The following is a 22,479-nucleotide window of genomic DNA, read 5'->3' on the forward strand; positions in this document are numbered from 1 at the left end:
GTCGGGGGTCCACCCGTACGGTGAAGGGCCGCATGCCGCGTCGTGCGGCGATTCTGTCGGCCGTGTGGCGTATGAAGGACACGGTGATTGCGGTGCGATCTCGCGCGCGCCTTGTCGAAAGGAGACCCCGGGCATGAGCGTCTCCGAGTTCGAAGAGGCCCGGCCCGAACCGGCCCGCGAAGGATTCGAGCGGACCCCGCCGCAGGACATCGCGGCCGAACAGTCGGTCCTCGGCGGCATGATGTTGTCCAAGGACGCGATCGCCGACGTCGTGGAGAACCTCAAGCCGGTCGACTTCTACCGGCCCGCCCACGAACTCGTCTACAACGCGATCCTGGACCTGTACGCCCGGGGCGAACCGGCCGACGCGGTCACCGTCGCCGCCGAGTTGACCAAGCGCACCGAGATCGGCCGGGTGGGCGGCGCCCCGTACCTGCACACCCTGATCTCGTCCGTGCCGACCGCGGCCAACGCCGAGTACTACGCGCGGATCGTGCGCGAACAGGCGGTGCTGCGCCGCCTGGTCGAGGCGGGCACCCGGATCGTGCAGATGGGCTACGCGGCCGACGGCGAGGTCGACGACATCGTCAACAACGCCCAGGCCGAGGTCTACAAGGTCACCGAGCAGCGCACCACCGAGGACTACGCCCCGCTGGCCGACATCATGGAGGGCGCCCTCGACGAGATCGAGGCGATCGGCTCCCGCGGCGGCCAGATGTCCGGCATCCCCACCGGCTTCACCGACCTGGACTCCCTCACCAACGGCCTCCACGCCGGCCAAATGATCGTCATCGCCGCCCGCCCCGCCATGGGCAAATCAACACTGGGACTGGACATTGCGCGGGCATGTTCGATCAGGAATGGGCTTTCCAGTGTGATCTTCTCGCTGGAGATGGGGCGCAACGAGATCATGATGCGTCTGCTGTCGGCGGAGGCGCGGGTCGCGTTGCATCACATGCGGTCGGGGAGCATGACCGACGACGACTGGACCCGGCTGTCACGCAAGATGGGCGAGGTCACCGCGGCGCCGATGTACATCGACGACTCGCCGAACCTGTCGATGATGGAGATCCGGGCCAAGTGCCGCCGGCTCAAGCAGAAGCACGACCTGCGCCTGGTGATCATCGACTACCTCCAGCTGATGCAGTCGGGCGGCTCGCGCCGGGCCGAGAACCGCCAGCAGGAGGTCTCCGAGATGTCGCGAAACCTCAAGCTCCTGGCCAAGGAGCTGGAGGTCCCGGTGGTCGCGATGTCCCAGCTCAACCGCGGCCCCGAGCAGCGCACCGACAAAAAGCCGATGGTCTCCGACCTTCGTGAAAGTGGTTCGATCGAACAGGACGCCGACATGGTCATCCTGTTGCATCGCGAGGATGCGTACGAGAAGGAGTCGCCTCGGGCCGGGGAGGCGGACCTGATCGTGGCCAAGCACCGCAACGGCCCGACGGCGACGATCACCGTGGCGTTCCAGGGTCACTACTCGCGCTTCGTGGACATGGCCCAGAGCTGAGACCCGGGTCGGTCACGGGGCTGGGGTGAAGGCCCTGCGGGTGTGGGTGAGGAGTTCGCGGACGGCCGGGTTGTGGGTGTGTTTCCAGACCAGGGCCAGCAGGGCCGGGGTTTGTACGTCGGTGATCGTGCGGGCGAGCAGGCGGTCGGCGTAGTGGGCGGCCATGGATTGGCTGAGGACGCCGACCGCCAGGCCGCGGGCGGCGAGGTCGGCGATCGCGTCCGCGGCGCTCGCCTCCAGCGCGATTTTGGGGTGCAGGTCGCGGGCCGCGCAGGCTCGGTCGAGGACGGTGCGCAGGCCGGTGCCCGGCGGCATGCAGGTGATCGGGTGGGCGGTCAGGTCGGACAGGGTGATCCGGGAGCGGGCCGCCAGCGGGTGGTCGGGCGGGAAGATCGCGACGAGGCGTTCGTTGATGATCGTCATCGCCTCCAGGTCCTCGGGCGTGGTGGCGGCGACTCCGATCAGGGCCAGGTCGGTGGCGCCGGTGCGGACGTCGTGGGTGAGGGATTGGGAGTTGTCCTCCTGGAGCGCGATCTCCACCCCGGGATGCGCCCGGTGGAAGGCGGCGAGGGCGTCGAACAGCGGGGTGATGGTGCAGCCGATGACCATGCCGACGGTGACCCGGCCCCGGATCAGGTCGGTCACCTCGCCGACCGCCTGACCGACCGATCCGGCGGCGGCCAGTGCGGCGCGGGCGTATTCGAGCGCGGCCTTGCCCGCCACGCTGAGCGTGACGCCGCGCGCCGAGCGCTCGAACAGCTCGGCGCCCAGCTCGCGTTCCAGCTGTCGGATCTGCGCGCTGACCCCCGACTGGCTGATGTGCACCCGCTCGGCCGCCCGGGTGAAGTTGCGCTCCTCGGCGACCGCGACGAAGTATTCGAGCTGCCTCAGTTCCATGACTGTGGATTCTAGCTTTCAGAATTCCAATCTGTTGGATTTCTGGTAGGGCGCTGCCCAGACTGGGTGCCGGGGAGCCGCACCGGGCCTGCCCCCGCCCCGTCGCCTTCGCCGGAAACAGGTATCGACATGCGCAAGTGGCTGCCCCTGATCACGGTGTGCCTGGGCACGTTCATGCTGCTCATCGACGTCACGATCGTGAACGTCGCGCTCCCGGACATGGTCGGCGACCTGGACGCGTCCTTCGGGGGGCTGCAATGGGTCGTCGACGCCTACGCCCTCGCCCTGGCCGCGCTCGTGTTCGGCGCGGGCTCGATCGCCGACCGCTTCGGCCACCGGCGGATCCACGTCGGCGGACTCGCGCTCTTCGCGCTGTCGTCCCTCGCCTGCGGGCTCGCGCCCGGTACGGGGGTGCTGATCGGTGCCCGGGCCGTGCAGGGCGTGGGCGCGGCGGCGATGTTCGCCACCACCTTCGCCCTGCTCGACGGCGCCTACACCGGGCGCGACCGGGGCAGCGCGTACGGCGTGTGGGGAGCGGTCGCGGGCGCCTCGGCGGCGGTCGGCCCGATCCTGGGCGGGCTGCTCACCCAGGGGGTGTCGTGGCGCTGGATCTTCTTCGTCAACCTGCCGGTCGGCGCGGTGGCCATCGCGTTGTGTCTGCGGGTCCTGGCGCCCGTACGGCCGACGTTCGCGGGTCGGCTCGACCTCGCCGGCATGGTCGGCTTCACGCTCGCGGCAGCCGCCGCCACGTACGCGCTGATCCGGGCGAACGAGGACGGCTGGTCGGACGCCGGAGTCCGATGGCTGCTCACCGCCTCGGTCGTCTCGCTCGCCGGTTTCACGGTGATCGAAGTGCGTTCCCGGCACCCCCTGTTCGACCTCGCGCTGCTGCGCAACCGGACGTTCGTCGGGGTGCTGCTCGCGGGCTTCCTGCTCACCTTCGCGGCCTTCGCCGGCTTCTCCTACACCTCGATCTGGCTCCAGACCGTGCGCGGGATGAGCCCGATCGGCGCGGGGCTGACCGGGCTGCCGATGTCGATCGTCGCGTTCGCGGTCTCCGCGGGGCTCGGTCGGGTGCTGCACGGTCGGCGTCCCGCTCCGGTGATCGGCGGTGGGCTGCTCGCGGTCGGCGCCGGGGGGTTGCTGACCGCCGCGCTTGTGCACGGCTCGGCGGGGTGGCCGGCGCTGGTGCCGGGCTTCGCGCTGGTCGGCGTGGGGGTGGGGATGGCCACGCCGATCCTGGGTTCGGTGTCGATGTCGTCGGTGCCGGCGACACGGGGCGGGATGGCCGCCGGCGCGGTCAACACCACCCGACAGTTGGGCTTCGCCTTCGGTATCGCGGTCCTGGGCAGCGTGTTCACCGCCCGGGCGCGGGCCGAGCTGTCCGGGCGCGGCCTGGCCGATCCGGCGGGCGCCGCGCATACGATCGCCGGCGGGCAGACGCCCGCCCTCGTGCACGCCGCCCCGCCGGAGCGCCGAATGTTGGTGGACGGCGCGGCGCACTCGGCGGCGGTGGCCGGTGTCCAGGCGACCTACCTCGTGGCGGGCCTGGTCGGCGTGGTGGCCGCGGTGCTCGTCACGATCTTGATGCGGCCCGGCCCGAAGCCGGCGACCGCTCCCGGGGAGGCCACCCCGCTCGCGTCGCCGGCGGCGGGCTGAGGCCGCCCCGGCCGGTCGGGGTCAGGCACCGATCAGGACCTTCGGGTCGCCGGTGCGCCAGATGTTCTCCACGTACAGGTGACGCATTGCCCAGGCGTCGCCGGTGCGGACCAGGTCGACGGCGTATCGGTTTTTCAGGAGCAGGTGTCGCGTGTGGTCGCCGGTCGGCAGGTGCTGGGCCTCGACCAGGGCGGTCAGGCGGGCCCGGTCACCGGTGATCTCGATGCGCGTGTTGTCCACCGTGTGGGTGGTGTCGAGCCGGACGTCCGGGTTGAAGTGCACCGCCTCGATCGCCTCGATGCCGACCATCACGGGTACCTCCAGGCCGAGTTCGGCGGCGACCGGGCGGAAGTCGAACTCGGCGTCCGGGGTGAAGGCGCTCCGGAACAGGTCCCGGTCCTTCAGGTCGAAGCCGAGGCCGAAGCGCAGCAGTGCGTCCACGATCTCGGCCCGGTCGCGCAGTTCGCGGATGATCGTGGCGGTGTCGGCCGTGGTGCCGGCGGTGAGTGCGGTGGGGCGGGTGACGAACATCCGGACTCCTCGGGTGGTGGCTCTGGTCGGGCTCCCCTCCAGCCTCGGTGCGGATCGGGGGTGAGTGGGGGTGGTCGAGGGGGTGATCGGTCCGGCGCCGGGGGTGAGCAGGCCGGGGTGAGGCTTGGCCCACCTCGGGTCGGGGGTTCGGCGCACTGTTTCCCGGTGTCCGCGAAGGAGCACGGCGTGATGCCGGTCGCGTACCCCGCCGCCGCGTAGCCTCGCGCTCGCGCACCCCGCCCCTCCGACAGCCGCCGCCCGTCGGGACGCCCTCCGCCCCGGCGTGCGGCGGCGTGCGTGGCCGGGGTCTCCGACGGGCGGCGGGTGTACCGGGGAGGCGGCGGCGGTCCACGGGCTCCCTCCCCCGGAAGGCCGCGGACCGCTCGCTTCCCCTACGGCGGGTCCCGGGGCACGGGGTCTGTTCGGGGCCCGCCGCATGGATGTGATCGTGTCCGGTCGCGCTTGGTGTGCGGTGGGTTCGTGCTTGGTCCTCGTGCCGGGTGTTCGTGCCGGGTCTTCGCGCGAACCCGAGTGCGGAGACGTTCATCCCCGGGCACGAGATGTGTCTACTCCCGCTGGAGTAGGAGGTCGTGGAGGCGTCTGCGAGGGCGGTGCACGGCTGTAGTCCCGGGGGCGGAACTTGGGTTCCGGGGCCCGATTTCGTTTGAAGTGGTCGGCGCCGCCTGCCTACCGTCGAAGCTGACACCACCAGCGTTCTCTCGGTTCGTGCGGCGATCGGCACGCCTTGTGAATCGGATCACAAGGCGTCCTCGGGGGCCGGTCACACCGTGGGATCGCCCACGCGACCGAGGAGAGATCAATGTTCGGACGACTCGGCAGGCTCGTCGTCCACAACCCCTGGAAGGTGATCGCGGCCTGGCTGATAGCCGCGATCGCCCTCGTCATGTTCGCGCCGAAGCTGAGCGACCTGACCAACCAGGACCAGTCGAGCTTCCTGCCCGGCAAGTACGAGTCCGTACAGGCCCAAGACCTCGCCGAGAAGGCCTTCCCGCAGTCCACCGAGCAGACCGCGCTGCTGGTCTTCAAGCGTGCCGACGGCAAGAACCTGACCGAGGCCGACAAGAGCACGGTCAAGGAGATCACCGGCAGGCTGGGCGCGGCCGGCGTCGAGCACGTCTCCAAGGTCGAGGCGGGCGCCGCCAAGGACCGGATCGCCCTGGGCACCGCGTACATCAAGGGCGAACAGCAGGACAAGTTCGTCAACGAGGCGCTGAAGAAGCTCCGCGACAAGGCGAAGCCGATGGTCGAAAAGACCGACCTCAAGCTCGGCTTCACCGGCAGCGTGGCGATCAACGTCGACAACGAGGACGCCTTCAAGAAGGCCGAGGCGATCGTCGGCATCGTCACGATCGTGCTGATCATCGTGCTGCTCCTGGCGATCTACCGCAGTCCGATCGCGGCCCTGCTGCCGGTGATCATGGTCGCGCTGGTGTCGATGGTCGCCTCGCCCGTGATCGCCATCGTCGGCAAGGCCACCGGCCTGCAGGTGGACCAGTCGCTGAACACGATCCTGATCGTGGTGTTGTTCGGTATCGGCACCGACTACATCCTCTTCCTGCTCTTCCGCTACCGCGAACGACTGCGCGCGGGCGACGACAAGAAGGAGGCGATGATCGTCTCCGTCGAGCGGGTGGGCGAGGCCATCGCCTCGGCCGCCGGCGCCGTGGTGATCGCCTTCGGCGCGATGTTGCTCGCCACGTTCGGCTCGTTCAAGTCGATGGGCCCGGGTCTGGCCATCGCGGTGATCGTGATGGCGATCGCCGCGCTGACCCTGGTGCCCGCCGTGGTGTCGCTGATCGGCCCGAAGGTGTTCTGGCCGTCCAAGACCTGGCAGCACCAGCCCAAGGGCACCGCCTTCCACCGGATCGGCGGTCTGGTCGGGCGCAAGCCGGTCGCGGTGGCCCTGGTCGCCGGCGTGGTCATGGTGGCCTTCGCCGCCGGCGCGCTGAACTTCAAGGCCGACTACGACCAGCTCGGTCAGCTGCCCGGGGACACCGAGTCGGCCAAGTCGATGAAGGACATGCAGCTCGACTTCGCGGCGGGCACGCTCAACCCGACGCAGATCTACCTCGAGAGCACCGACGGCAAGCCGATCGACAAGGGCGCGGCGGAGCGCTTCGCCCTGTCGTTCAAGGGCGTCGAGGGCGTCGGCGACCTGAACGAGGCCGGCGAGGACGCCCAGGGTTCGCACGTCAAGGTCAGCGGCGACGGGATGTCCGCCGAGATCGCCATCGTGCTCAAGGAGAGCCCGTTCGCGAACAAGGCGCTGGACAGCATCGACCCGCTGCGCGACTTCGCGCACGCCCACCAGCCGGAGGGCACCAAGGCGATGGTGGGCGGCCAGACCGCGGCCTTCACCGACATCCGCGAGGCCACCAACCGCGACCTGTCGGTGATCTTCCCGGTCGCCGGGCTGCTGATCGCGCTGGTGCTCGGCTTGCTGCTGCGCAGCGTGGTGGCCCCGTGGTACCTGATGCTGGCGGTGGTCCTGGGCTTCATCTCGACGATCGGCGCGACGGTTCTCGTCTTCCAGACGCTGGCCGGCAACTCCGGCGTGATGTTCATGCTGCCGGTGATGATCTACATGTTCGTGGTCGCCATCGGCACCGACTACAACATCTTGATGGTCGCCCGCCTGCGCGAGGAGGCCAAGGAGGGACACGAGCCGAGGCAGGCCGCGGCGCTGGCCGTCGAGCACGCGGGTCCCTCGATCGCCGCCGCGGGTGTCATCCTGGCAGGGACGTTCGCGTCGCTCATGATGGCGGGCATCGACATGATGACCCAGATGGGCTTCGCGGTCTCGGTCGGGATCTGCATCTCGGCGTTCGTGATGTCGATGTTCCTGGTGCCCTCGGTGACCGCCCTGATCGGGCACGCCGCGTGGTGGCCGGGACACGGCGACCGGGCGACGGGGCGGGTCGGCCGGGGCGAGGAGGACAGGAAGCCGGTGTTCGCCGGGGACCGGTGACCCGGTAGGACCGAGGAGAGCAGATGGCTGCGGAAGGCCCCGCGCGAGTTGCCGTGCGGGGTCTTCCCGCGTCCGGGGCCGGAACCGGCGCCGGCACGGGCACCCGGGCAGTCGAGTCGGTGGAGCCCTGGTTGTTGCCGCTGCCCAAGTCGTTCTCCCGGCGCCTGAGCTGTCGGCCGTGGCTGGGCGAGGTGCTGCTGGTCGCGCTGGTGCTGCTGTGTGTGATCGGCGGCGCGATCGGTTCGACCAGGCGGCAGGACACCACCGGCAGCCCGGACGCGTTCAACCTGGCCATCGGCGCGCTCACCTGCCTGGTGCTGCTGGGCCGGCTGCGCTGGCCGCTGACCGTGCTGGTGCTCACCGAGGCGGGCCAGATCTTCTACCTGGCCGCCGACGGCCTCGACGGGCCGATCCTGATGCCGACCATGGTGGCGCTGTACACCGTGGCCGCCCGCGGCCAACTGCGCCGCTCGGTGCTGATCGCCTCGGGCGTGGCCCTGCTGCACACCGCGATGCGGATAGGCCTGACCCCCGACGGATTCCTGTCCCCGGAGAAGTACCTGTCCGGGATCTGGATGTATCTGCCGGTCGCGATCGGCGAGGCGGTCCGCGCGAAGCGGGCCTACTGGGCGGAGGTACAGGCCCGCCTCGCCCGCGCCGAGCAGGAGCGCGAGGACGAGGCCCGGCGCCGGGTCACCGCCGAACGTATGCGCATCGCCCGCGAGCTGCACGACGTGGTCGCACACAGCATCGCGATGATCAACATTCAGGCGGGCGTGGCCGCGCACGTCATCGATCGCGACGTGCCGCAGGCCAAGGAGGCGCTGGTACACATCAAGGTGGCCAGCCGCGACGCGCTGGCCGAACTGCGCACCACGCTGGGCGTGCTGCGCCAGGACGGCGACAACGACCTGCCCACCGAGCCGACGCCCGGGGTGGACGACGTGGAGTCGCTGGTGGCGTCCTACCGCAACGCGGGGTTGCCGGTGCTGCTCGAGGAGTCCGGCCAGGACCGGACCCCGTCTGCGCCGGTGGGCCTGGCCCTGTACCGGATCGTCCAGGAGTCGCTGACCAACGCGATGAAGCACGCCGGCGACGGGGCCACCGCGATCGTGCGGGTGGTCTACGGGGAGCACGCGGTCGAGGTCGACGTGCTCGACGACGGTCGCGGCACCCCCGAGCCGGGGCGCACGGGCGGCGCCGACGGCACCGGCCACGGCCTGCTCGGCATGCGGGAACGGGCGGTCGCCGTGGGCGGCTCGCTCGCGGTGGGCCCCGGCCCCAACGGCGGGTTTTCGGTACACGCGGTGCTGCCGCACCACAAGGGCGCGCCGTCGGCGCGCCGCGAAGGAGAGTCCTCATGACGGTGCGCGTGCTGATCGCGGACGACCAGCTGCTGGTGCGCTCGGGCTTCAAGGTGCTGGTCGGCAGCGACCCGGAGCTGGTGGTGGTCGGCGAGGCGGCGAACGGCACCGAGGCGCTGGCGCTGGCCCGGGAGACCACCCCGGACGTGGTGCTGATGGACATTCGGATGCCCGGCATGGACGGCCTGGAGGCGACCCGGCGGATCGTGCGCGACGACGATCTCGCGGGGGTGCGGGTGCTGGTGCTGACCACGTTCGAGGTCGACGAGTACGTGTTCGAGGCGCTGCGGGCCGGGGCCAGCGGGTTCCTGGTCAAGGACACCGATCCCGAGGACCTGCTCAAGGCGATCAAGACCGTCGCGTCGGGAGATGCGCTGCTCTCGCCGGGCGCCACCCGCGCCCTGGTGGCCCGCTTCCTGTCCCAGCCCGAGCCCAAGGTGGCCGCCCCGGACCGGTTGGAGGCGCTGACCGACCGTGAGCGCGAGGTGTTGTCGCTGGTCGCGGCCGGGATGAGCAACGACGAGATCGCCGAGCATCTGTTCGTGTCACCGCTGACCGCCAAGACCCACGTCAGCCGGGCGATGGTCAAGCTCGGCGCGCGCGACCGAGCGCAACTCGTGGTGATCGCCTACGAGTCGGGGATGGTTCGACCGGGACGCGGCTGACTTCCCGCGTCCCGGTGCACGTCAGCCCAGATCGCCCGCGAGCAGGGTGTGGATGCCCTCGACGTTGGCCCGCAGATAGGCCGCGAGGCTGGCCGGTACCAGCCCGACCGAGGCCAGTCCGGCCGGGGTGAACGGCACGCGCACGATGTCGTACTCGCCGTTCGGCTCGTCCACCTCGGGCCCGTGCCGCAGCGCGGGGTCCATCGATTCGAGCCGGCAGGCGAAGAAGTGCTGGACCTTGACCCCGCCGGGCTCGGGCACGGTGTCCACGAACGCGGGCACCGGTCGGCCGATCTTGCCGCCCAACTCCTCGAACACCTCGCGCCGCAGCGCCTCGGTGACCGTGGTGTCCTCGGGTTCGACGCCGCCGCCGGGGGTGATCCAGTACGGGGAACTGCCCGGCTTCGTGCGTTTGATCAGCACCATCCGGTCCTCCTCGTCGAGGAGGATCGCGCGTGCCGTCCGCTTCACCACTGAACGCATCGTCGTGCCTCTGCTTTCTCGCCAGGCGTTGCCCCCCGTCTGAGACTTGCTTTCCGACGGAGCGGCCGGTTTATGCCTGTCTCACCCCACGCGAAGGGATCATGCCCAGCGCGCGGCGCGCGCGATCAGCTCGCCGTGCAGATGCGCGATGTGCGGTTGGCTCAGCGTGCCCTCGCGCACCGCTAGGAACACCGTGTGCAACGGCGGCAGTTCGGGCTCCAGGAGGGCCACCACCGCGCGCCGGTCCAGCGCCTCGGCGCACAGGTAGCGCGGCAGCACCGCGATGCCGTGCCCGGCGCGCACACACTCCAGGACGGCGCGCAGGTCGGGGACCGTCACCGCGGCGGGCGCGGTGGGCTTGGCGTCGAACACGGTGGACCAGTAGCGCCGGATCAGCGGCTGCTCCTCGGCCTCGCCGACCAGCGGCACCCCGTCCAGGGCGGCCGGGCCCTGCGCCCGGATCCGACTCTGCGGCAGCCGCGAGGCCCAGTTCGGCGCGCCGACCAGGACGTACTCCTCGTCGGTGAGCGGTGTGCCGACGATCCCCCGGGCACGCGGGCGCACGTCGGAGATGACCAGGTCGTGCCGGGCCGCGGCGAGCCCGGCCAACAGCGTGTCGCCGGGACCCAGGGTCACCCGTAACCGCAGGCCGCGCCGGACCAGGTCGGCCAGCGACGGCAACACGCGCAGCGCGGTCAGTTCGGTGGGGCCGCCCAGGTGCACCGTGCGCCGCATCGGGTCGGTGCCGCGCAGCTCGCGGGCGGCGATCTCCTCGATCGCGTCCAGGTGCGGGGCGAGTCGGCGGGCCAGTTCGTCGGCGGGGCCGGTGGGCGCCACTCCGCGCGGCAGCCGTTCGAACAGCTGCTTGCCCACCTGCTTTTCCAGGGTGCGGATCTGCGCGGTTATCGCCGGTTGCGAGAGTCCGAGCGACGCGGAGGCCCGGGTGAAGGAGCCCGCGCGGTGCACGGCCAGGAAAGTGCGCAACAGCGTCAGGTCCACGGGTCCCCCGTCTCGTGTCCCCCGACCACTCCCGAGAGCCGGGGACATCACGTGATCTTGCCCGAAGTCGCAGGTCAGCCCGGGGAGGCGGCGTCCAGGGCGCGCAGCACGTCGGCGACGAGATCCGCGGTGTCCTCGCAGCCCGCCGAGAATCTGACGAACCCCTCCGCGACATCGTTCCCGGCCCAGCGCGCACGTCGCTCGGCCATGCTGTGCACGCCGCCGAAACTGGTGGCGTCGGCGACCAGTTCGAGGGCGCCCAGGAAGCGACGAGCGGTGTCCGCGTCGGCGAGCGTGAAGCCCACCACGCAGCCGAACCGCCGCATCACACGGGTGGCGACATCGTAGGACGGATCGCCCTTCAGCGCGGGGTGGCGGACGTCGGTGACCTCGGGGCGAGCGAGCAGCGCCTCGGCCACGGCCAGGGCGTTGGCGCCCTGCCGATCCACCCGCAACTGGAGGGTGGACAACGAACGATGCGCCAACCATGCCTCCATCGGCCCGGGCACCGCACCGGTGAGCGAGCGCCAGGACCGGACCCGCTCGGCCAGGTCGGCGCTCGCGCAGGCGACGTAGCCGAGCAGCACGTCGCTGTGCCCGGTCAGCGCCTTGGTGCCGCTCGCCGCCGAGATGTCCGCACCCAGCGCGAGCGGGAGTTGGCCCAGCGGAGTGGCCAGCGTGTTGTCCACCGCCACCAGCGCGCCCCGGACGTGCGCGAGTTCCGCGACGCGGCGGATGTCGCACACGTCCAGACCCGGGTTGCTCGGGGTCTCCAGCCACACCAGTCGGGCCCCGGGCAGGGCCCGTTCCAGTTCGTCCCCGGCGGTCGGCACGGTGCGCACCTCGACCCCGCGCGCGGCCAGGTGCGCGCCGACCGTGCGGGTGGCGGGGTAGCCGTCGGAGGGCAGCACGACCACGTCGCCCGGCCCGGTGAGGCCGAGCAGGACGGCCGAAACCGCGGCCATCCCGGACGCGAACGTCACCGTGTCGGCGGCGCCCTCCAACGCGCCGATCGCGGTCTCCAGGCCGGTCCAGGTGGGGTTGGCGTAGCGCCCGTACTGGTAGGGCCCGGCCGGCTCGCCGGGCAGGTGGTAGGTGCCGGCGAACACCGGCCCGGGCAGGAAGGGGTCGCCCGGGGCGTGGCCGGGGCTGCCCACCCGGACCGCGCGGGTCCCGTCACTCCATTCGTCGGCCATCACGACTCCCTCGCTGCCTGTTTCACGTGAAACCTCGTGCCGAGCCATCGTGGCGGACGGCCGTCAGTCGCGGTCCAGGATCATGCTCAGGAACCAGCTGACCAGGCCGATCACCAGGGCGCCGAGCAGGGCCGCCCCGAAGCCGTCGATGTGGAAGTCGAGATCGAGCCTGTTGGATATCGCCTCGGTCAGCCACAACATCAGCGCGTTGATCACGAACGTGATCAGGCCCAGGGTGAGTACGAACAGCGGCAGGGAGAGCAGCTTCACGATCGGTTTGATAATCGCGTTGACGATCCCGAAGATGAGCGCGACGAAAATTATCGTCTTGGCCCTGGTGCCGGCCGAGGCACCGTCGGCGAGATCGATTCCGGACACGAACCAGCCGGCGAACCAGATGGCCAGTGCGTTGGCGACAAGTTTGATGAGCAGGCTTTTCATATCTTGATGCTGGCACTCGGCGGGCCTCTCCCGCTCGTGCCTGGACGATAAGTCTGCTCGTGTCGGTAAGGAGTTGGTCACATGAAGGTCTTCCGCCTCGACGACTTGGACGCGGAACGCGCCTTCGAACAGGGCGCGTATCTGAGCTTCCTGCGCGAGCGTAACTTCTCGATGGGCCTGTACGCCCTGGAGCCGGGCGAGACCGACACCCAGAAGCCGCACGGGCAGGACGAGGCGTACGTGGTGATCAGCGGTCGGGCCACGCTGACCGTGGGCGACGAGTCGACCGCGGTCGCCCGCGGCAGCGTGGTGTACGTGCCGGCGAAGGTGCCGCACCACTTCCACCGGATCACCGAACCGCTGCGCGTGCTGGTGTTCTTCTCCCCGCCGGAGGCGTGAGCGCGCGACCGGTGGTCCCGGCCCCTCCCGCAGGCGGCGGCTCCGCCCACCGACCGAGCGGTGTACGACAATCGCATCTCGGGATCCGACGACGGGAAGTACATCCGATGGCACTGCGCGACGAACTCTGGGCGTCGATCGAGGACGTCTACGCGGCGATCCTCGACCACCCCTTCATCCACGGACTCACCGACGGCACGCTGCCGCGCGAGGCGTTCCGGCACTACGTCGTGCAGGACTCGCACTACCTGCGCGACTACGCCAGGGCGCTCGCGGTGTGCGCGGCCAAGGCGCCGGACGAGGCGACGACCGTACAGTTCGCGCAGGACGCGGCCGGGGCGATCGCGGCGGAGCGGTCGCTGCACGAGGGCTTCATGGTCGACTTCGGCAGCTCGGTGGCCGACGCGACGGCGACCGAGCCGGTGTTGCCCAGCACCCGCGCCTACGTCAGCTACCTGATGGCCACCGTGCACAACGGCTCGTTCGCCGAGGGTGTGGCCGCGGTACTGCCCTGCTACTGGATCTACGCCCGGGTGGGTGACGCGCTGCTCGCCAAGGGTTCGCCCGACGAGTTGTACGGGCGGTGGATAGCCACGTACGGCGCCGAGGAGTTCCAGGAGACGGTGCGCGCGGTCCTGGATCTGGTGGACCGGATCGGCGAGGACCTGTCGGCGGGCGAACGGGCCCGGATGCTGGAACACTTCGCGACCACCGCGCGCTACGAGTGGATGTTCTGGGACGCCGCGTGGCGAGGCGAGCGCTGGCCGGTCTGAGCACGGGGTACGGCGGAGCGCGGCCCGGCGCACGTCGGGCCGCCGTCGCGCGGAGCGGAACCGGGCTTCCCGGGTAGGGCGTGTCCTCCCGGGGAATGTGCTCCCCTGGTGTGCACGTCTCGCGTGGGTTCGCGTGACTTGGGGGTTGGACGATGGAGACATGGCCGCGGTGGGCGCGCATCGGCGTTCCGGTGGTGGCGCTGGTGCTGCTGTGCTGGTTGCTGATCTGGCTGTTCTCGGCCTTCCTGATGGTCCTCGTCAAGGGTGTCGTGGGGTTGTTCGTGGTGATCGGCATGGTCGTGCTCGCGCGTACGGCGGTGGCCGGTCGGGGACCGCGCGATCCGCTGGAGTGAACCCGGCGCTGGTCGTGCGGTCGACGGTGTGCCAGGGTGGGGGCGCACCACACGGAGATACACGGGAGCTCGGGGCACCGGGCTGAGAGGGCGCTGAGGCCGCGCCGACCGCAGAACCTGACCGGGTAATGCCGGCGTAGGGAGCCTTTCCATGACCTCGCACGACACTTCGCTGTCCGCCGCCGGCACCGCCGCCGCGCAGACGGTCACCAGCGGTCCGATTTCCCCCGCCCACCACCGCGGCTATGTCGCCGGATCGCGCGAGGACCTGCGCGTCCCGGTGCGTACGGTGCACCTGACCAACGGCGAGACGGTTCGCCTGTACGACACGTCCGGCCCGTACACCGATCCCGCCTTCGAGGTGGACGTGCGGCGCGGTCTGCCCGCGTTGCGCGAGGCGTGGATCGACGAGCGCGGCGACACCGAGCGCTACGACGGCCGGATCGCCGACCTCACCCCGGCCGGGCTCGCGGTGCCGGGCGCGGGGGTGCGTCCCCGGCGGGCCGCCGGATCCGAGGCGGTGACCCAACTCGGCTACGCCCGGCGCGGGCTGATCACCCCGGAGATGGAGTTCGTGGCCGTCCGCGAGGGCCTGACCCCCGAGGTGGTGCGGGACGAGATCGCCGCCGGGCGGGCGGTGTTGCCCGCGAACATCAACCACCCCGAGATCGAGCCGATGGCGATCGGGAAGAACTTCCTGGTCAAGGTGAACGCGAACATCGGCAACTCGGCGGTGACCTCCTCGATCGAGGAGGAGACGGACAAGCTGGTGTGGGCGATCCGCTGGGGCGCGGACACCGTGATGGACCTGTCCACCGGCAAGGACATCCACACCACGCGCGAGTGGATCGTGCGCAACTCGCCGGTCCCGATCGGCACGGTGCCGCTGTACCAGGCGCTGGAGAAGGTGAACGGCAAGCCCGAGGAACTGACCTGGGAGCTGTACCGGGACACCGTGATCGAGCAGTGCGAGCAGGGCGTCGACTACATGACGGTGCACGCCGGCGTGCTGCTGCGCTATGTGCCGCTGACCGCGCGGCGCAAGACCGGGATCGTCTCGCGCGGCGGCTCGATCATGGCCGCGTGGTGTCTGGCGCACCACCGGGAGAACTTCCTGTACACGCACTTCGCCGAGCTGACCGAGATCCTGCGCGCGTACGACGTGACCTACTCGCTCGGCGACGGCCTGCGTCCGGGCTCGATCGCCGACGCCAACGACGCGGCGCAGTTCGCCGAGTTGGAGACGCTGGGCGAACTGGGCCGGATCTCCCGGTCGATGGACGTCCAGGTGATGATCGAGGGCCCCGGCCACGTGCCGATGCACAAGATCAAGGAGAACGTCGACCTCCAGCAGCGCATCTGCGACGAGGCGCCGTTCTACACCCTGGGCCCGCTGACCACCGACGTGGCGCCCGGCTACGACCACATCACCTCGGCGATCGGCGCGGCGATGATCGGCATGTGGGGTACCGCGATGCTCTGCTACGTGACGCCGAAGGAGCACCTGGGCCTGCCGGACCGCGACGACGTCAAGGCGGGCGTGATCGCGTACCGGATCGCCGCGCACGCGGCCGACCTGGCCAAGGGCCACCCGGGCGCGCAGGCGTGGGACGACGCGCTCTCCGATGCCCGGTTCGAGTTCCGCTGGCAGGACCAGTTCGACCTGGCGATGGACCCGGACACGGCGCGGGCCTATCACGACGCGACGCTGCCGGCCGAGCCGGCGAAGACCGCCCACTTCTGCTCGATGTGCGGGCCGAAGTTCTGCAGCATGCGGATCTCCCACGACATCCGCGCGGAACACGGCGACGGCGTGGCGGTCGTGGCGGTCGACGCCGAGGCCGAGGCCGGCATGCGCGCCAAGTCGGCGGAGTTCGCCGCCTCGGGCAACCGGGTGTATCTGCCGCTGGCCGACTGAGTCGCGGCGAGAGCCCGCGGATCCCGGTATCCGCGGGCCCTGGCCGGACAGGCGCTAGGAGATCGCTCGGAGTCGGCCGGGGCCCGATCGGCGCAGTTGCTCCAGGCTTGTCGCCGTCGCCTCGTCCGCCGGCAGGAAGACGACCAGCTGCTGGTCGTCGCAGGCGAGTTCGAGCGTCTCCCGGTTGAGTTCGAGTCGGTGGCCCGAGGGGTGGTCGAGGCGGAGTACGCCGCGTGCGGGCACCACGTGTCGGTTCAGGCGGGTGGTGAACTCGGGTCCGGCGAGGGGCCCGAGTTCGCTGGTGATCCACTGGGAGCCCTCCGCCGAGGGGGCGAGCCAGAGGTCGAAGGCCTGCTCGTCGGCGACGACGTCCCAGTCGACGAAGAAGGTCCGCGCGGCGGGGTCGGTGAACACGTAGCGGGTGAGGTTCGGGGCGTCGGCGTCGAGCAATCCGCTCGCGCCCATGACCGACGCGTAGCCGGCGGTGTGGGCGAGCACGTAGCCCAGTCGGTTGCTCACCGCGGCGATGCCCGGTTCGAGCAGGCGAAGGGTCTCCCGAATGGTCGGGCGCACCTCCCGGGCCTGCGGCGTGGGCGTGGGCCGGGGATGGGCGGAGCATTCGCCGCCGCTGATCTTCGCGAGATAGCGCAGGTGTACCCGTTCCGCGGGGTCGAGGCTGAGCGCGTCGGCGAGCGCGTTCACGATCGACACCGAGGGGTTGCGGTCCCGGCCCTGTTCGATGCGGGTCAGGTATTCGACGCTGATGCCGGCCCGCGCGGCGAGATCCAGGCGCCGCAGTCCCGGCGACCTGCGTCGGCCGCGGTCGGGCAGGCCCAGTGATTCCGGTTGCACGCTGTCGCGTTTGGCGCGGATGAAATCCCCCAACGGCGTACTCATGCCGCGAGCATAGGCCGCCGATCGCCGCCGGTGGAGGGCTCAGCGTGGCTCCCCGGGGGCCGGCCTGAGCGCGGTCTGGTTGCCCCCGCGGCGCGGCCGGATCGTGGTGGGCATGGAGAACAAGCCCAAGCTGCTGATCATTGTCGGAAGTGTTCGCGAAGGCCGATTCGGCCCGGTCGTGACCTCGTGGTTCACCGAACAGGTGAGTGCCCACGGCGGATTCGAGGTGGATGTCGTCGATCTGGCCGAGATCGACATCCCGTTGGCGCTGCCCGCGACATCGCCCAAGGCCCCCGCCGACGAGTACCCCCGTCCGGCCGGGATGGCGCCGTTGACGTCGGCCCTCGCGAGTGCCGACGCGATCGTGCTGGTCACGCCGGAGTACAACCACAGCTATCCCGCGTCGTTGAAGGCCGCCATCGACTGGCACTTCACCCAGTGGACGGCCAAGCCCGTGGCCTTCGTCAGCTACGGCGGCGCGGCGGGTGGCCGGCACGCGGTGCTGCACCTGGAGAACGTGCTGACGGAGCTGCACGCGGTGACCATTCGCGACGGCCTGGCCTTCCCGAACTACTTCCTCACGTGGCGGGACGACCGCCCGACCGACCCCGAGGCCCCGGGCTACGCCAAGGTCCTGCTCGACCAGTTGTCCTGGTGGGCGCACGCGCTCCGGTCGGCGCGGGAGTCGACTCCGTATCCGGCATGAGGCGGGACGGCGACGGCCCGGGATCCGGGCCGTCGTCAGGCCGGCCCGGGCGGGCCCGCCTCGCCGGCGACGACGACGCCGTGCTCGTAGGCGAAGACCACCGCCTGCGCCCGGTCGCGCAGGCCCAGCTTGGCGAACATGCTGCCCATGTGGCTCTTCACGGTCGCCTCGGTGACCACGAGCCGGGCGGCGATCTCGCTGTTGGACAGGCCGCGGCCGACCAGGAACAGTGCCTCTCGTTCGCGGGGGGTGAGCGTGGTCAGGAGCGCCGACGGCGGGCGGAGCGGATCGGTGCGGCCGGCGAAGTTCTCGATGAGGCGCCGGGTGATCGACGGCGAGAGCAGCCCCTCCCCGGCGTGGACCACGTGGATCGCCTCCACCAGGCGGGCGCGCGAGGCGTCCTTGAGCAGGAATCCCGCGGCGCCCGCGCGCAACGCGCCGAAGACGTACTCGTCCAGGTCGAACGTGGTCAGGATCAGTACGCGCGGGGGCGGCGAGATCCCGGCGGCGTGCAGGCGGGCGGTGGCCTCGACGCCGTCCATGTGCGGCATCCGGATGTCCATCAGGACCACGTCCGGACGCAGCGCGGCGGCCAGTTCGACGGCCTCGTCGCCGTCCTCGGCCTCGCCGACCACGTCGAAGTCGTCCCGGGTCTGCAGGAACAGGCGCAGGCCGGTGCGGATCAGCTCCTGGTCGTCGACGATCAGCAGGCGGATGCTCCCGGCGCTCACGCGGGATCCCCCAGCGGCAGTCGGGCCGCGACCCGGAAGCCGCCGTCCGCGCCGGGCCGGGCCTCCAGTTCGCCGCCGAGCACGCCGATTCGCTCGCGCATGCCGACCAGGCCGTGGCCGCCCGGGGCGGGTTCGGCCGCCGGCGCGCCGTCGTTGACGATCGTGACCCGCAGATGGGTGGCGCCGAAGTCGAGGGTGACCGCGACGCGGGTGGGACGGGCGTGCTTGAGCACGTTGGTCAGTGCCTCCTCGACGATGCGGTACACCGACAACTCGACGCCGCCGGCGAGCGGCCGGGAGGTGCCGGTGACCTCCAGGTGTGCGGGCAGCCCGGCCTCGCCGAACGAGGCGACCAGCGTGGGCAGTCGGGCCAGCGAGGGTTGCGGGTGCATCCGCACACCCTGGTCCGGCTCGCGCAGGAGCAGCAACATCCGGCGCAACTCGACCAGGCTCTGCTCGGCGTTGCGCTCGACCCGCTCCAGCGTGTCGTCGGCCACGTCGGGCGCCACGCGCAGCACGTCCCGCGCGCCGCGTACGCCCACCAGCGTCACGGTGACCGAGTGGGCGATGATGTCGTGCAGTTCGCGGGCGATCGCGGCGCGTTCGCGCTGGGCCGCGATCACCGAGAGTTGCTCGCGCTCGCGCTCCAGGTGGGCCGCGCGTTCCTCCAGGGCGGCGGTGTAGCGGCGCCGGGTCTGCGCGTAGGTGCCCAGGGCCCACGCGACGACGGTGACCGGGAACGAGACGATGTCGGCCGCCATCAGGAACACGGCCGTCGGCACGAGGGCGGCCACCGACGCCCGCCGCTCGCGCAGTTCGGCGATGGTGAACAGGGCCACCAGTGCCGGCGCCCCGCCGGGGTTGGCGCCGGTCGCCACGAGCAGCGCCTCGACGGCGCACACGGCCGGCAGCACGAAAAGGGGTGCGGGCCGTCGGGCGAGCAGGAGCGCGCCACTGCCCACGATCAGGACCACACGAAGCGGCCGGACCGGGGTCGAGTCGTCGAAGTTCAGGTTGAGTTCGACGACGAGGGCCACCACCGCGACGACGGCGTCCAGTACCGCGAAGCGGCGCGCGTGGAGCCATGCGCGCGCCGCTCGTACGGACCGGGGTATCGCGATCACGCCAGGTCACGCCGACGCTCGCCGGCGACGGCCGCGGCCATCAGCACGATCGCCCAGGTGCACAGCACCACCACGGCGGCACCCGGCGACAACGCCGTGCCGCGCGACGCGCGGGACAGCACCTCGGCGGCGCCGAACGGGGTGTAGGGCACCGCGGTTTCGGCGACACCGGAGACCAGCGGAAGCACCGCGAAGTTCACCAGCAACACCACGACCACCCCCACGACCGGACTGCGCACCATCGCGCCGACGGCGGCCCCCATGATCGCAGAGAGCACGAAGGCGACCAGGTTGCCCGCCGCGACCGAGGTCACCTGGCCGGGGGTGAGGTCGGCTCCCGGGTGGTCGGCGAGCAGGGGCAGGCCGAGGCCGACCGACACGGCGACCAACAGGGCGGCGATCGACAGACCGGTCAGCGCGTAGGCACCGATCCTGGCGAGCAGGAGCGTGCCGCGGTCGCGCCCGGCCACCAACGCGGCCGGCGCCGCGGTGCGGTGGCGATACTCGCCGGCCGTGCCGACCAGGCCCCACACCATCAACAGGACCGGCAACCCGGCCAGGGCCTGCTCCTTCTCGCCCACCTCGTCCAGCCGGCCCGAACCGACGGCGACGATCAGCACGTTGAGTACGGCGTACCCGACGCCGCAGGCGACGAAGGTGTGCAGCGAGCGGGTGGTGAGCGTCTTGAGCAGTTCGCCCCGGAGCAGGCGGCTCATGCGCGCCGTCCTTCGGTCAGGTCGAGGAACACGTCCTCCAGGGAGGTGGTTCGCGCCGTGATCTCCTCCAGCGGGATACGTTCGCCCAGGGCCAGGCGGGCGACCTCGGCGGCCGGGAGCGCCTCGATCCACAGACCGCCGCCGGGCGCGGGCCGGACCCGGGCGCCGGCGCCTTCGAGGAGGGCGGTCAGCCGCTCGGGTTCGGGGGTTCGTACCGAGAGCGCGCCCTGTTCGAGCTCGCCGATCGGGCCGGTGTGGACCAGCCGACCCCGGTCGATGACGACCACGTCGTCGACCGTTCGCGCGGCCTCGCCGAGCATGTGGCTGGAGAGCAGGGTGGTACGGCCGCGCGCGGCGCGTTCGCGCAGCAGCGTGCGCAGTCGGCGGATGGCCTGCGGGTCCAGGCCGTTCACCGGTTCGTCCAGGACCAGGACCTCCGGGTCGCCGAGCAACGCGGCGGCCAGTCCAAGGCGTTGCCGCATGCCCAGCGAGTAGGTGCCCACCCGCCGCCCGGCGGCCTGCTCCAGTCCGACGGTCTCCAGCACCTCGTCGACCCGGGCGGCCGGCAGGCCGGCCAGGAGCGCCGAGGCCCGCAGGTGGGCCCGGCCGGTGCGGCCGGGATGGGCGCCGCACGGCTCGATGTGCACGCCCAGCGCGCGGGCGTCGCGGGGCACCGGACCACCTCGGAAGGACACGTGCCCGGCGGTGGGCCGGGCCAGTCCGACGACCGTCTTCAACACGGTCGTCTTGCCCGCCCCGTTCGGGCCGAGGAACCCGGTCACCACCCCCGCCCGCACGGTGAAGGAGAGATGGTCGACCACGGTGGTGCGGCCGTAGCGTTTGGTCAGTTCGTGGACCGCTATCGCCGGGGTGTGTGGGGGCGTCGAAGTCATGCCGAAAGCATCGGCGCCGCCGATCTCCCGGTCTTCGGTCGAAGGACCGAACCCGACCTGCCACTTGCGGAGGAGTGTCGGGGTGGGGCGTCGCGGTCAGCGCGGGTCCGGGATCAGCACGACCTTGCCGGTGATCGTGCCCGACTCGGCCAGCGTCATCGCCTCCGCGGCCCGGGTCAGCGGGATGCGGGCGGCCACCTGGGGGGTGATGGTGCCCTCGGCGAGCAGGGCCAGGACCTCGGTCAGGTCGGCGCGCAGGCGGGCCCGGAACGCGGCCGGGCGGCGCTTGCCGGCCCAGATGTTGTAGAAGTGGGTGCGCCGGCCGTTGGGCAGCAGGTTCCACCACAGCAGGCGGGCGATCAGCCCCAGGACCGGGAGCCGGGACGAACCGGGCCGGTCCTTCGTGGCCGCCGTTCCGTAGGAGACCAGCGTGCCGCCCCGGGCGAGCAGTCGGAACGAGTCGACGATACCGTCCCCGCCCACGTGGTCGAACACCGCGTCGACGCCGTCGGGGGCCGACTCGCGCACCAGGGACGGCAGATCGGGCGCGCGGTAGTCGAGCGGGACGGCGCCGAGCGCGCGTACCGCGTCGTGGTGGCGCGGGGACGCGGTGCCGATCACCCGGATGCCCGCGTGCGTGGCCAGCTGGACCAGGGTCGAGCCCACACCGCCGTTGGCGCCGTGTACCAGGATCGTCTGTCCCCGGCGCACCTTCGCCACGCGGTGCAACATCTGCCACGCGGTGATCCCGTTGACCACCACCGTCTCCGCCTCGGCCGGGTCGACCTCCTCGGGCACCTCGACCAGGTCGGCGACCGGGAGCACGATCCGGCTCGACCAGCCGCCGACCTTGGTCAGCGCGGCGAAGCGGCGGCCGACGAGCGAGGCGTTCACCCGGGGGCCCGCCCGCAACACCGTGCCGACGAGGTCGTAGCCGGGCACGAACGGGAAGGGCGGCTGGTCGTAGTACTTGCCCCGGCGCATCTGCTGCTCGGCGAAGGACACGCCCGACGCCTCGACCGCGAGCAGCACCTCCCCGGGGCCCGGCTCGGCCACCGGGCGCTCGCGCACCTGCAGACCCGAGGGGTCGACGACGCCCGGGAGCACGATCTCGGTCGTGGTCTCGGCGGGGGGCCGGCCCTGGGCCTGGGACGTGGTCTCGATCGCACTGATGGTCATGGCATCTCCCGGGGATAGTGACTGTCAATCACCTTCGTTATAGCCTCTAACTTAAGTGC

General features: G+C 71.3%; 22 protein-coding genes. 10 read left to right on the forward strand and 12 right to left on the reverse strand.

Annotation, left to right across the window (positions count from 1 at the left end):
* Positions 1-133 precede the first annotated feature (133 nt).
* Complete coding sequence (gene dnaB / locus ACWGR4_RS15285; protein ID WP_126640284.1) at positions 134-1,507, forward strand: replicative DNA helicase; 1,374 nt, start codon at positions 134-136, stop codon at positions 1,505-1,507.
* A 12-nt stretch (positions 1,508-1,519) separates the two neighbouring features.
* Here the strand turns inward: dnaB and ACWGR4_RS15290 are convergent, their stop codons facing one another.
* On the reverse strand, positions 1,520-2,404 hold the full coding sequence (locus tag ACWGR4_RS15290) for a LysR family transcriptional regulator (protein WP_452130786.1): 885 nt from the start codon (positions 2,402-2,404) through the stop codon (positions 1,520-1,522).
* A 129-nt stretch (positions 2,405-2,533) separates the two neighbouring features.
* On the opposite strand from ACWGR4_RS15290, the gene ACWGR4_RS15295 reads away from it, so the two are divergent.
* Positions 2,534-4,063, forward strand: a complete 1,530-nt coding sequence (locus ACWGR4_RS15295) for an MFS transporter (RefSeq protein WP_452130787.1) — start codon at positions 2,534-2,536, stop codon at positions 4,061-4,063.
* Positions 4,064-4,084: 21 nt separating this feature from the next.
* Here the strand turns inward: ACWGR4_RS15295 and ACWGR4_RS15300 are convergent, their stop codons facing one another.
* Positions 4,085-4,594 (reverse strand): nuclear transport factor 2 family protein, encoded by a 510-nt coding sequence (locus ACWGR4_RS15300; protein ID WP_452130788.1) that lies wholly within the window; start codon positions 4,592-4,594, stop codon positions 4,085-4,087.
* Positions 4,595-5,414: 820 nt separating this feature from the next.
* On the opposite strand from ACWGR4_RS15300, the gene ACWGR4_RS15305 reads away from it, so the two are divergent.
* From ACWGR4_RS15305 to ACWGR4_RS15315, 3 genes are read left to right on the forward strand one after another with little or no spacing between them, the layout of a single operon-like run.
* Positions 5,415-7,583, forward strand: coding sequence for an MMPL family transporter (locus ACWGR4_RS15305; protein WP_380003343.1), 2,169 nt, complete (start codon positions 5,415-5,417; stop codon positions 7,581-7,583).
* Positions 7,584-7,606: 23 nt separating this feature from the next.
* Entirely contained in the window at positions 7,607-8,947 is a 1,341-nt protein-coding gene (locus ACWGR4_RS15310; protein WP_452130789.1) for a sensor histidine kinase, read from the forward strand.
* A complete protein-coding gene (locus ACWGR4_RS15315; RefSeq protein WP_078976274.1) occupies positions 8,944-9,612 on the forward strand; it encodes a response regulator in 669 nt (222 codons plus the stop codon). Before ACWGR4_RS15310 ends, ACWGR4_RS15315 begins: the two co-directional genes overlap by 4 nt.
* Before the next feature lie 21 nt (positions 9,613-9,633).
* Here the strand turns inward: ACWGR4_RS15315 and ACWGR4_RS15320 are convergent, their stop codons facing one another.
* The 4 genes from ACWGR4_RS15320 to ACWGR4_RS15335 all read right to left on the reverse strand — a co-directional run bounded on the left by ACWGR4_RS15320 (position 9,634) and on the right by ACWGR4_RS15335 (position 12,731).
* Positions 9,634-10,095 (reverse strand): NUDIX domain-containing protein, encoded by a 462-nt coding sequence (locus ACWGR4_RS15320; RefSeq protein WP_380003345.1) that lies wholly within the window; start codon positions 10,093-10,095, stop codon positions 9,634-9,636.
* Between the two features lie 99 nt (positions 10,096-10,194).
* Positions 10,195-11,094, reverse strand: a complete 900-nt coding sequence (locus ACWGR4_RS15325; protein WP_380003346.1) for a LysR family transcriptional regulator — start codon at positions 11,092-11,094, stop codon at positions 10,195-10,197.
* A gap of 74 nt (positions 11,095-11,168) precedes the next feature.
* The gene (locus ACWGR4_RS15330) at positions 11,169-12,290 is read right to left on the reverse strand and encodes a cystathionine gamma-lyase (protein WP_380003347.1); all 1,122 of its coding nucleotides are present in this window, start codon (positions 12,288-12,290) and stop codon (positions 11,169-11,171) included.
* A gap of 63 nt (positions 12,291-12,353) precedes the next feature.
* Complete coding sequence (locus tag ACWGR4_RS15335) at positions 12,354-12,731, reverse strand: phage holin family protein (protein ID WP_452130790.1); 378 nt, start codon at positions 12,729-12,731, stop codon at positions 12,354-12,356.
* Positions 12,732-12,812: 81 nt separating this feature from the next.
* Here ACWGR4_RS15335 and ACWGR4_RS15340 point away from each other — a divergent pair, with 81 nt between their 5' ends.
* From ACWGR4_RS15340 to thiC, 4 genes are all read left to right on the forward strand, one after another.
* Complete coding sequence (locus ACWGR4_RS15340; protein WP_078976269.1) at positions 12,813-13,130, forward strand: cupin domain-containing protein; 318 nt, start codon at positions 12,813-12,815, stop codon at positions 13,128-13,130.
* Positions 13,131-13,237: 107 nt separating this feature from the next.
* Positions 13,238-13,903 carry a thiaminase II gene (gene tenA / locus ACWGR4_RS15345; protein ID WP_078976268.1) on the forward strand — a complete coding sequence of 222 codons (666 nt, stop codon included), beginning with the start codon at positions 13,238-13,240 and terminating at the stop codon, positions 13,901-13,903.
* Positions 13,904-14,055: 152 nt separating this feature from the next.
* Positions 14,056-14,256: a hypothetical protein gene (locus ACWGR4_RS15350; protein WP_380003348.1), complete on the forward strand. Its 201-nt coding sequence runs from the start codon at positions 14,056-14,058 to the stop codon at positions 14,254-14,256.
* Positions 14,257-14,407: 151 nt separating this feature from the next.
* Positions 14,408-16,174, forward strand: a complete 1,767-nt coding sequence (gene thiC, locus ACWGR4_RS15355) for a phosphomethylpyrimidine synthase ThiC (RefSeq protein ID WP_452130791.1) — start codon at positions 14,408-14,410, stop codon at positions 16,172-16,174.
* A gap of 54 nt (positions 16,175-16,228) precedes the next feature.
* Here the strand turns inward: thiC and ACWGR4_RS15360 are convergent, their stop codons facing one another.
* Positions 16,229-17,071 carry a helix-turn-helix domain-containing protein gene (locus ACWGR4_RS15360; protein WP_380003350.1) on the reverse strand — a complete coding sequence of 281 codons (843 nt, stop codon included), beginning with the start codon at positions 17,069-17,071 and terminating at the stop codon, positions 16,229-16,231.
* A 112-nt stretch (positions 17,072-17,183) separates the two neighbouring features.
* Here ACWGR4_RS15360 and ACWGR4_RS15365 point away from each other — a divergent pair, with 112 nt between their 5' ends.
* Positions 17,184-17,777, forward strand: a complete 594-nt coding sequence (locus ACWGR4_RS15365) for an NADPH-dependent FMN reductase (RefSeq protein WP_380003351.1) — start codon at positions 17,184-17,186, stop codon at positions 17,775-17,777.
* Positions 17,778-17,812: 35 nt separating this feature from the next.
* On the opposite strand, the gene ACWGR4_RS15370 is transcribed toward ACWGR4_RS15365, so the two are convergent.
* The 5 genes from ACWGR4_RS15370 to ACWGR4_RS15390 form a co-directional block, all read right to left on the reverse strand.
* Positions 17,813-18,508, reverse strand: coding sequence for a response regulator (locus ACWGR4_RS15370; RefSeq protein ID WP_452130792.1), 696 nt, complete (start codon positions 18,506-18,508; stop codon positions 17,813-17,815).
* The gene (locus ACWGR4_RS15375; RefSeq protein WP_452130793.1) at positions 18,505-19,632 is read right to left on the reverse strand and encodes a sensor histidine kinase; all 1,128 of its coding nucleotides are present in this window, start codon (positions 19,630-19,632) and stop codon (positions 18,505-18,507) included. Before ACWGR4_RS15375 ends, ACWGR4_RS15370 begins: the two co-directional genes overlap by 4 nt.
* On the reverse strand, positions 19,629-20,348 hold the full coding sequence (locus tag ACWGR4_RS15380) for an ABC transporter permease (RefSeq protein ID WP_452130794.1): 720 nt from the start codon (positions 20,346-20,348) through the stop codon (positions 19,629-19,631). Before ACWGR4_RS15380 ends, ACWGR4_RS15375 begins: the two co-directional genes overlap by 4 nt.
* Positions 20,345-21,241, reverse strand: coding sequence for an ABC transporter ATP-binding protein (locus ACWGR4_RS15385; protein WP_452130795.1), 897 nt, complete (start codon positions 21,239-21,241; stop codon positions 20,345-20,347). Before ACWGR4_RS15385 ends, ACWGR4_RS15380 begins: the two co-directional genes overlap by 4 nt.
* 96 nt (positions 21,242-21,337) lie before the next feature.
* Positions 21,338-22,420, reverse strand: coding sequence for a medium chain dehydrogenase/reductase family protein (locus ACWGR4_RS15390; protein ID WP_452130796.1), 1,083 nt, complete (start codon positions 22,418-22,420; stop codon positions 21,338-21,340).
* Positions 22,421-22,479: the final 59 nt, after the last annotated feature.

Source organism: Embleya sp. NPDC055664, from assembly GCF_053618075.1.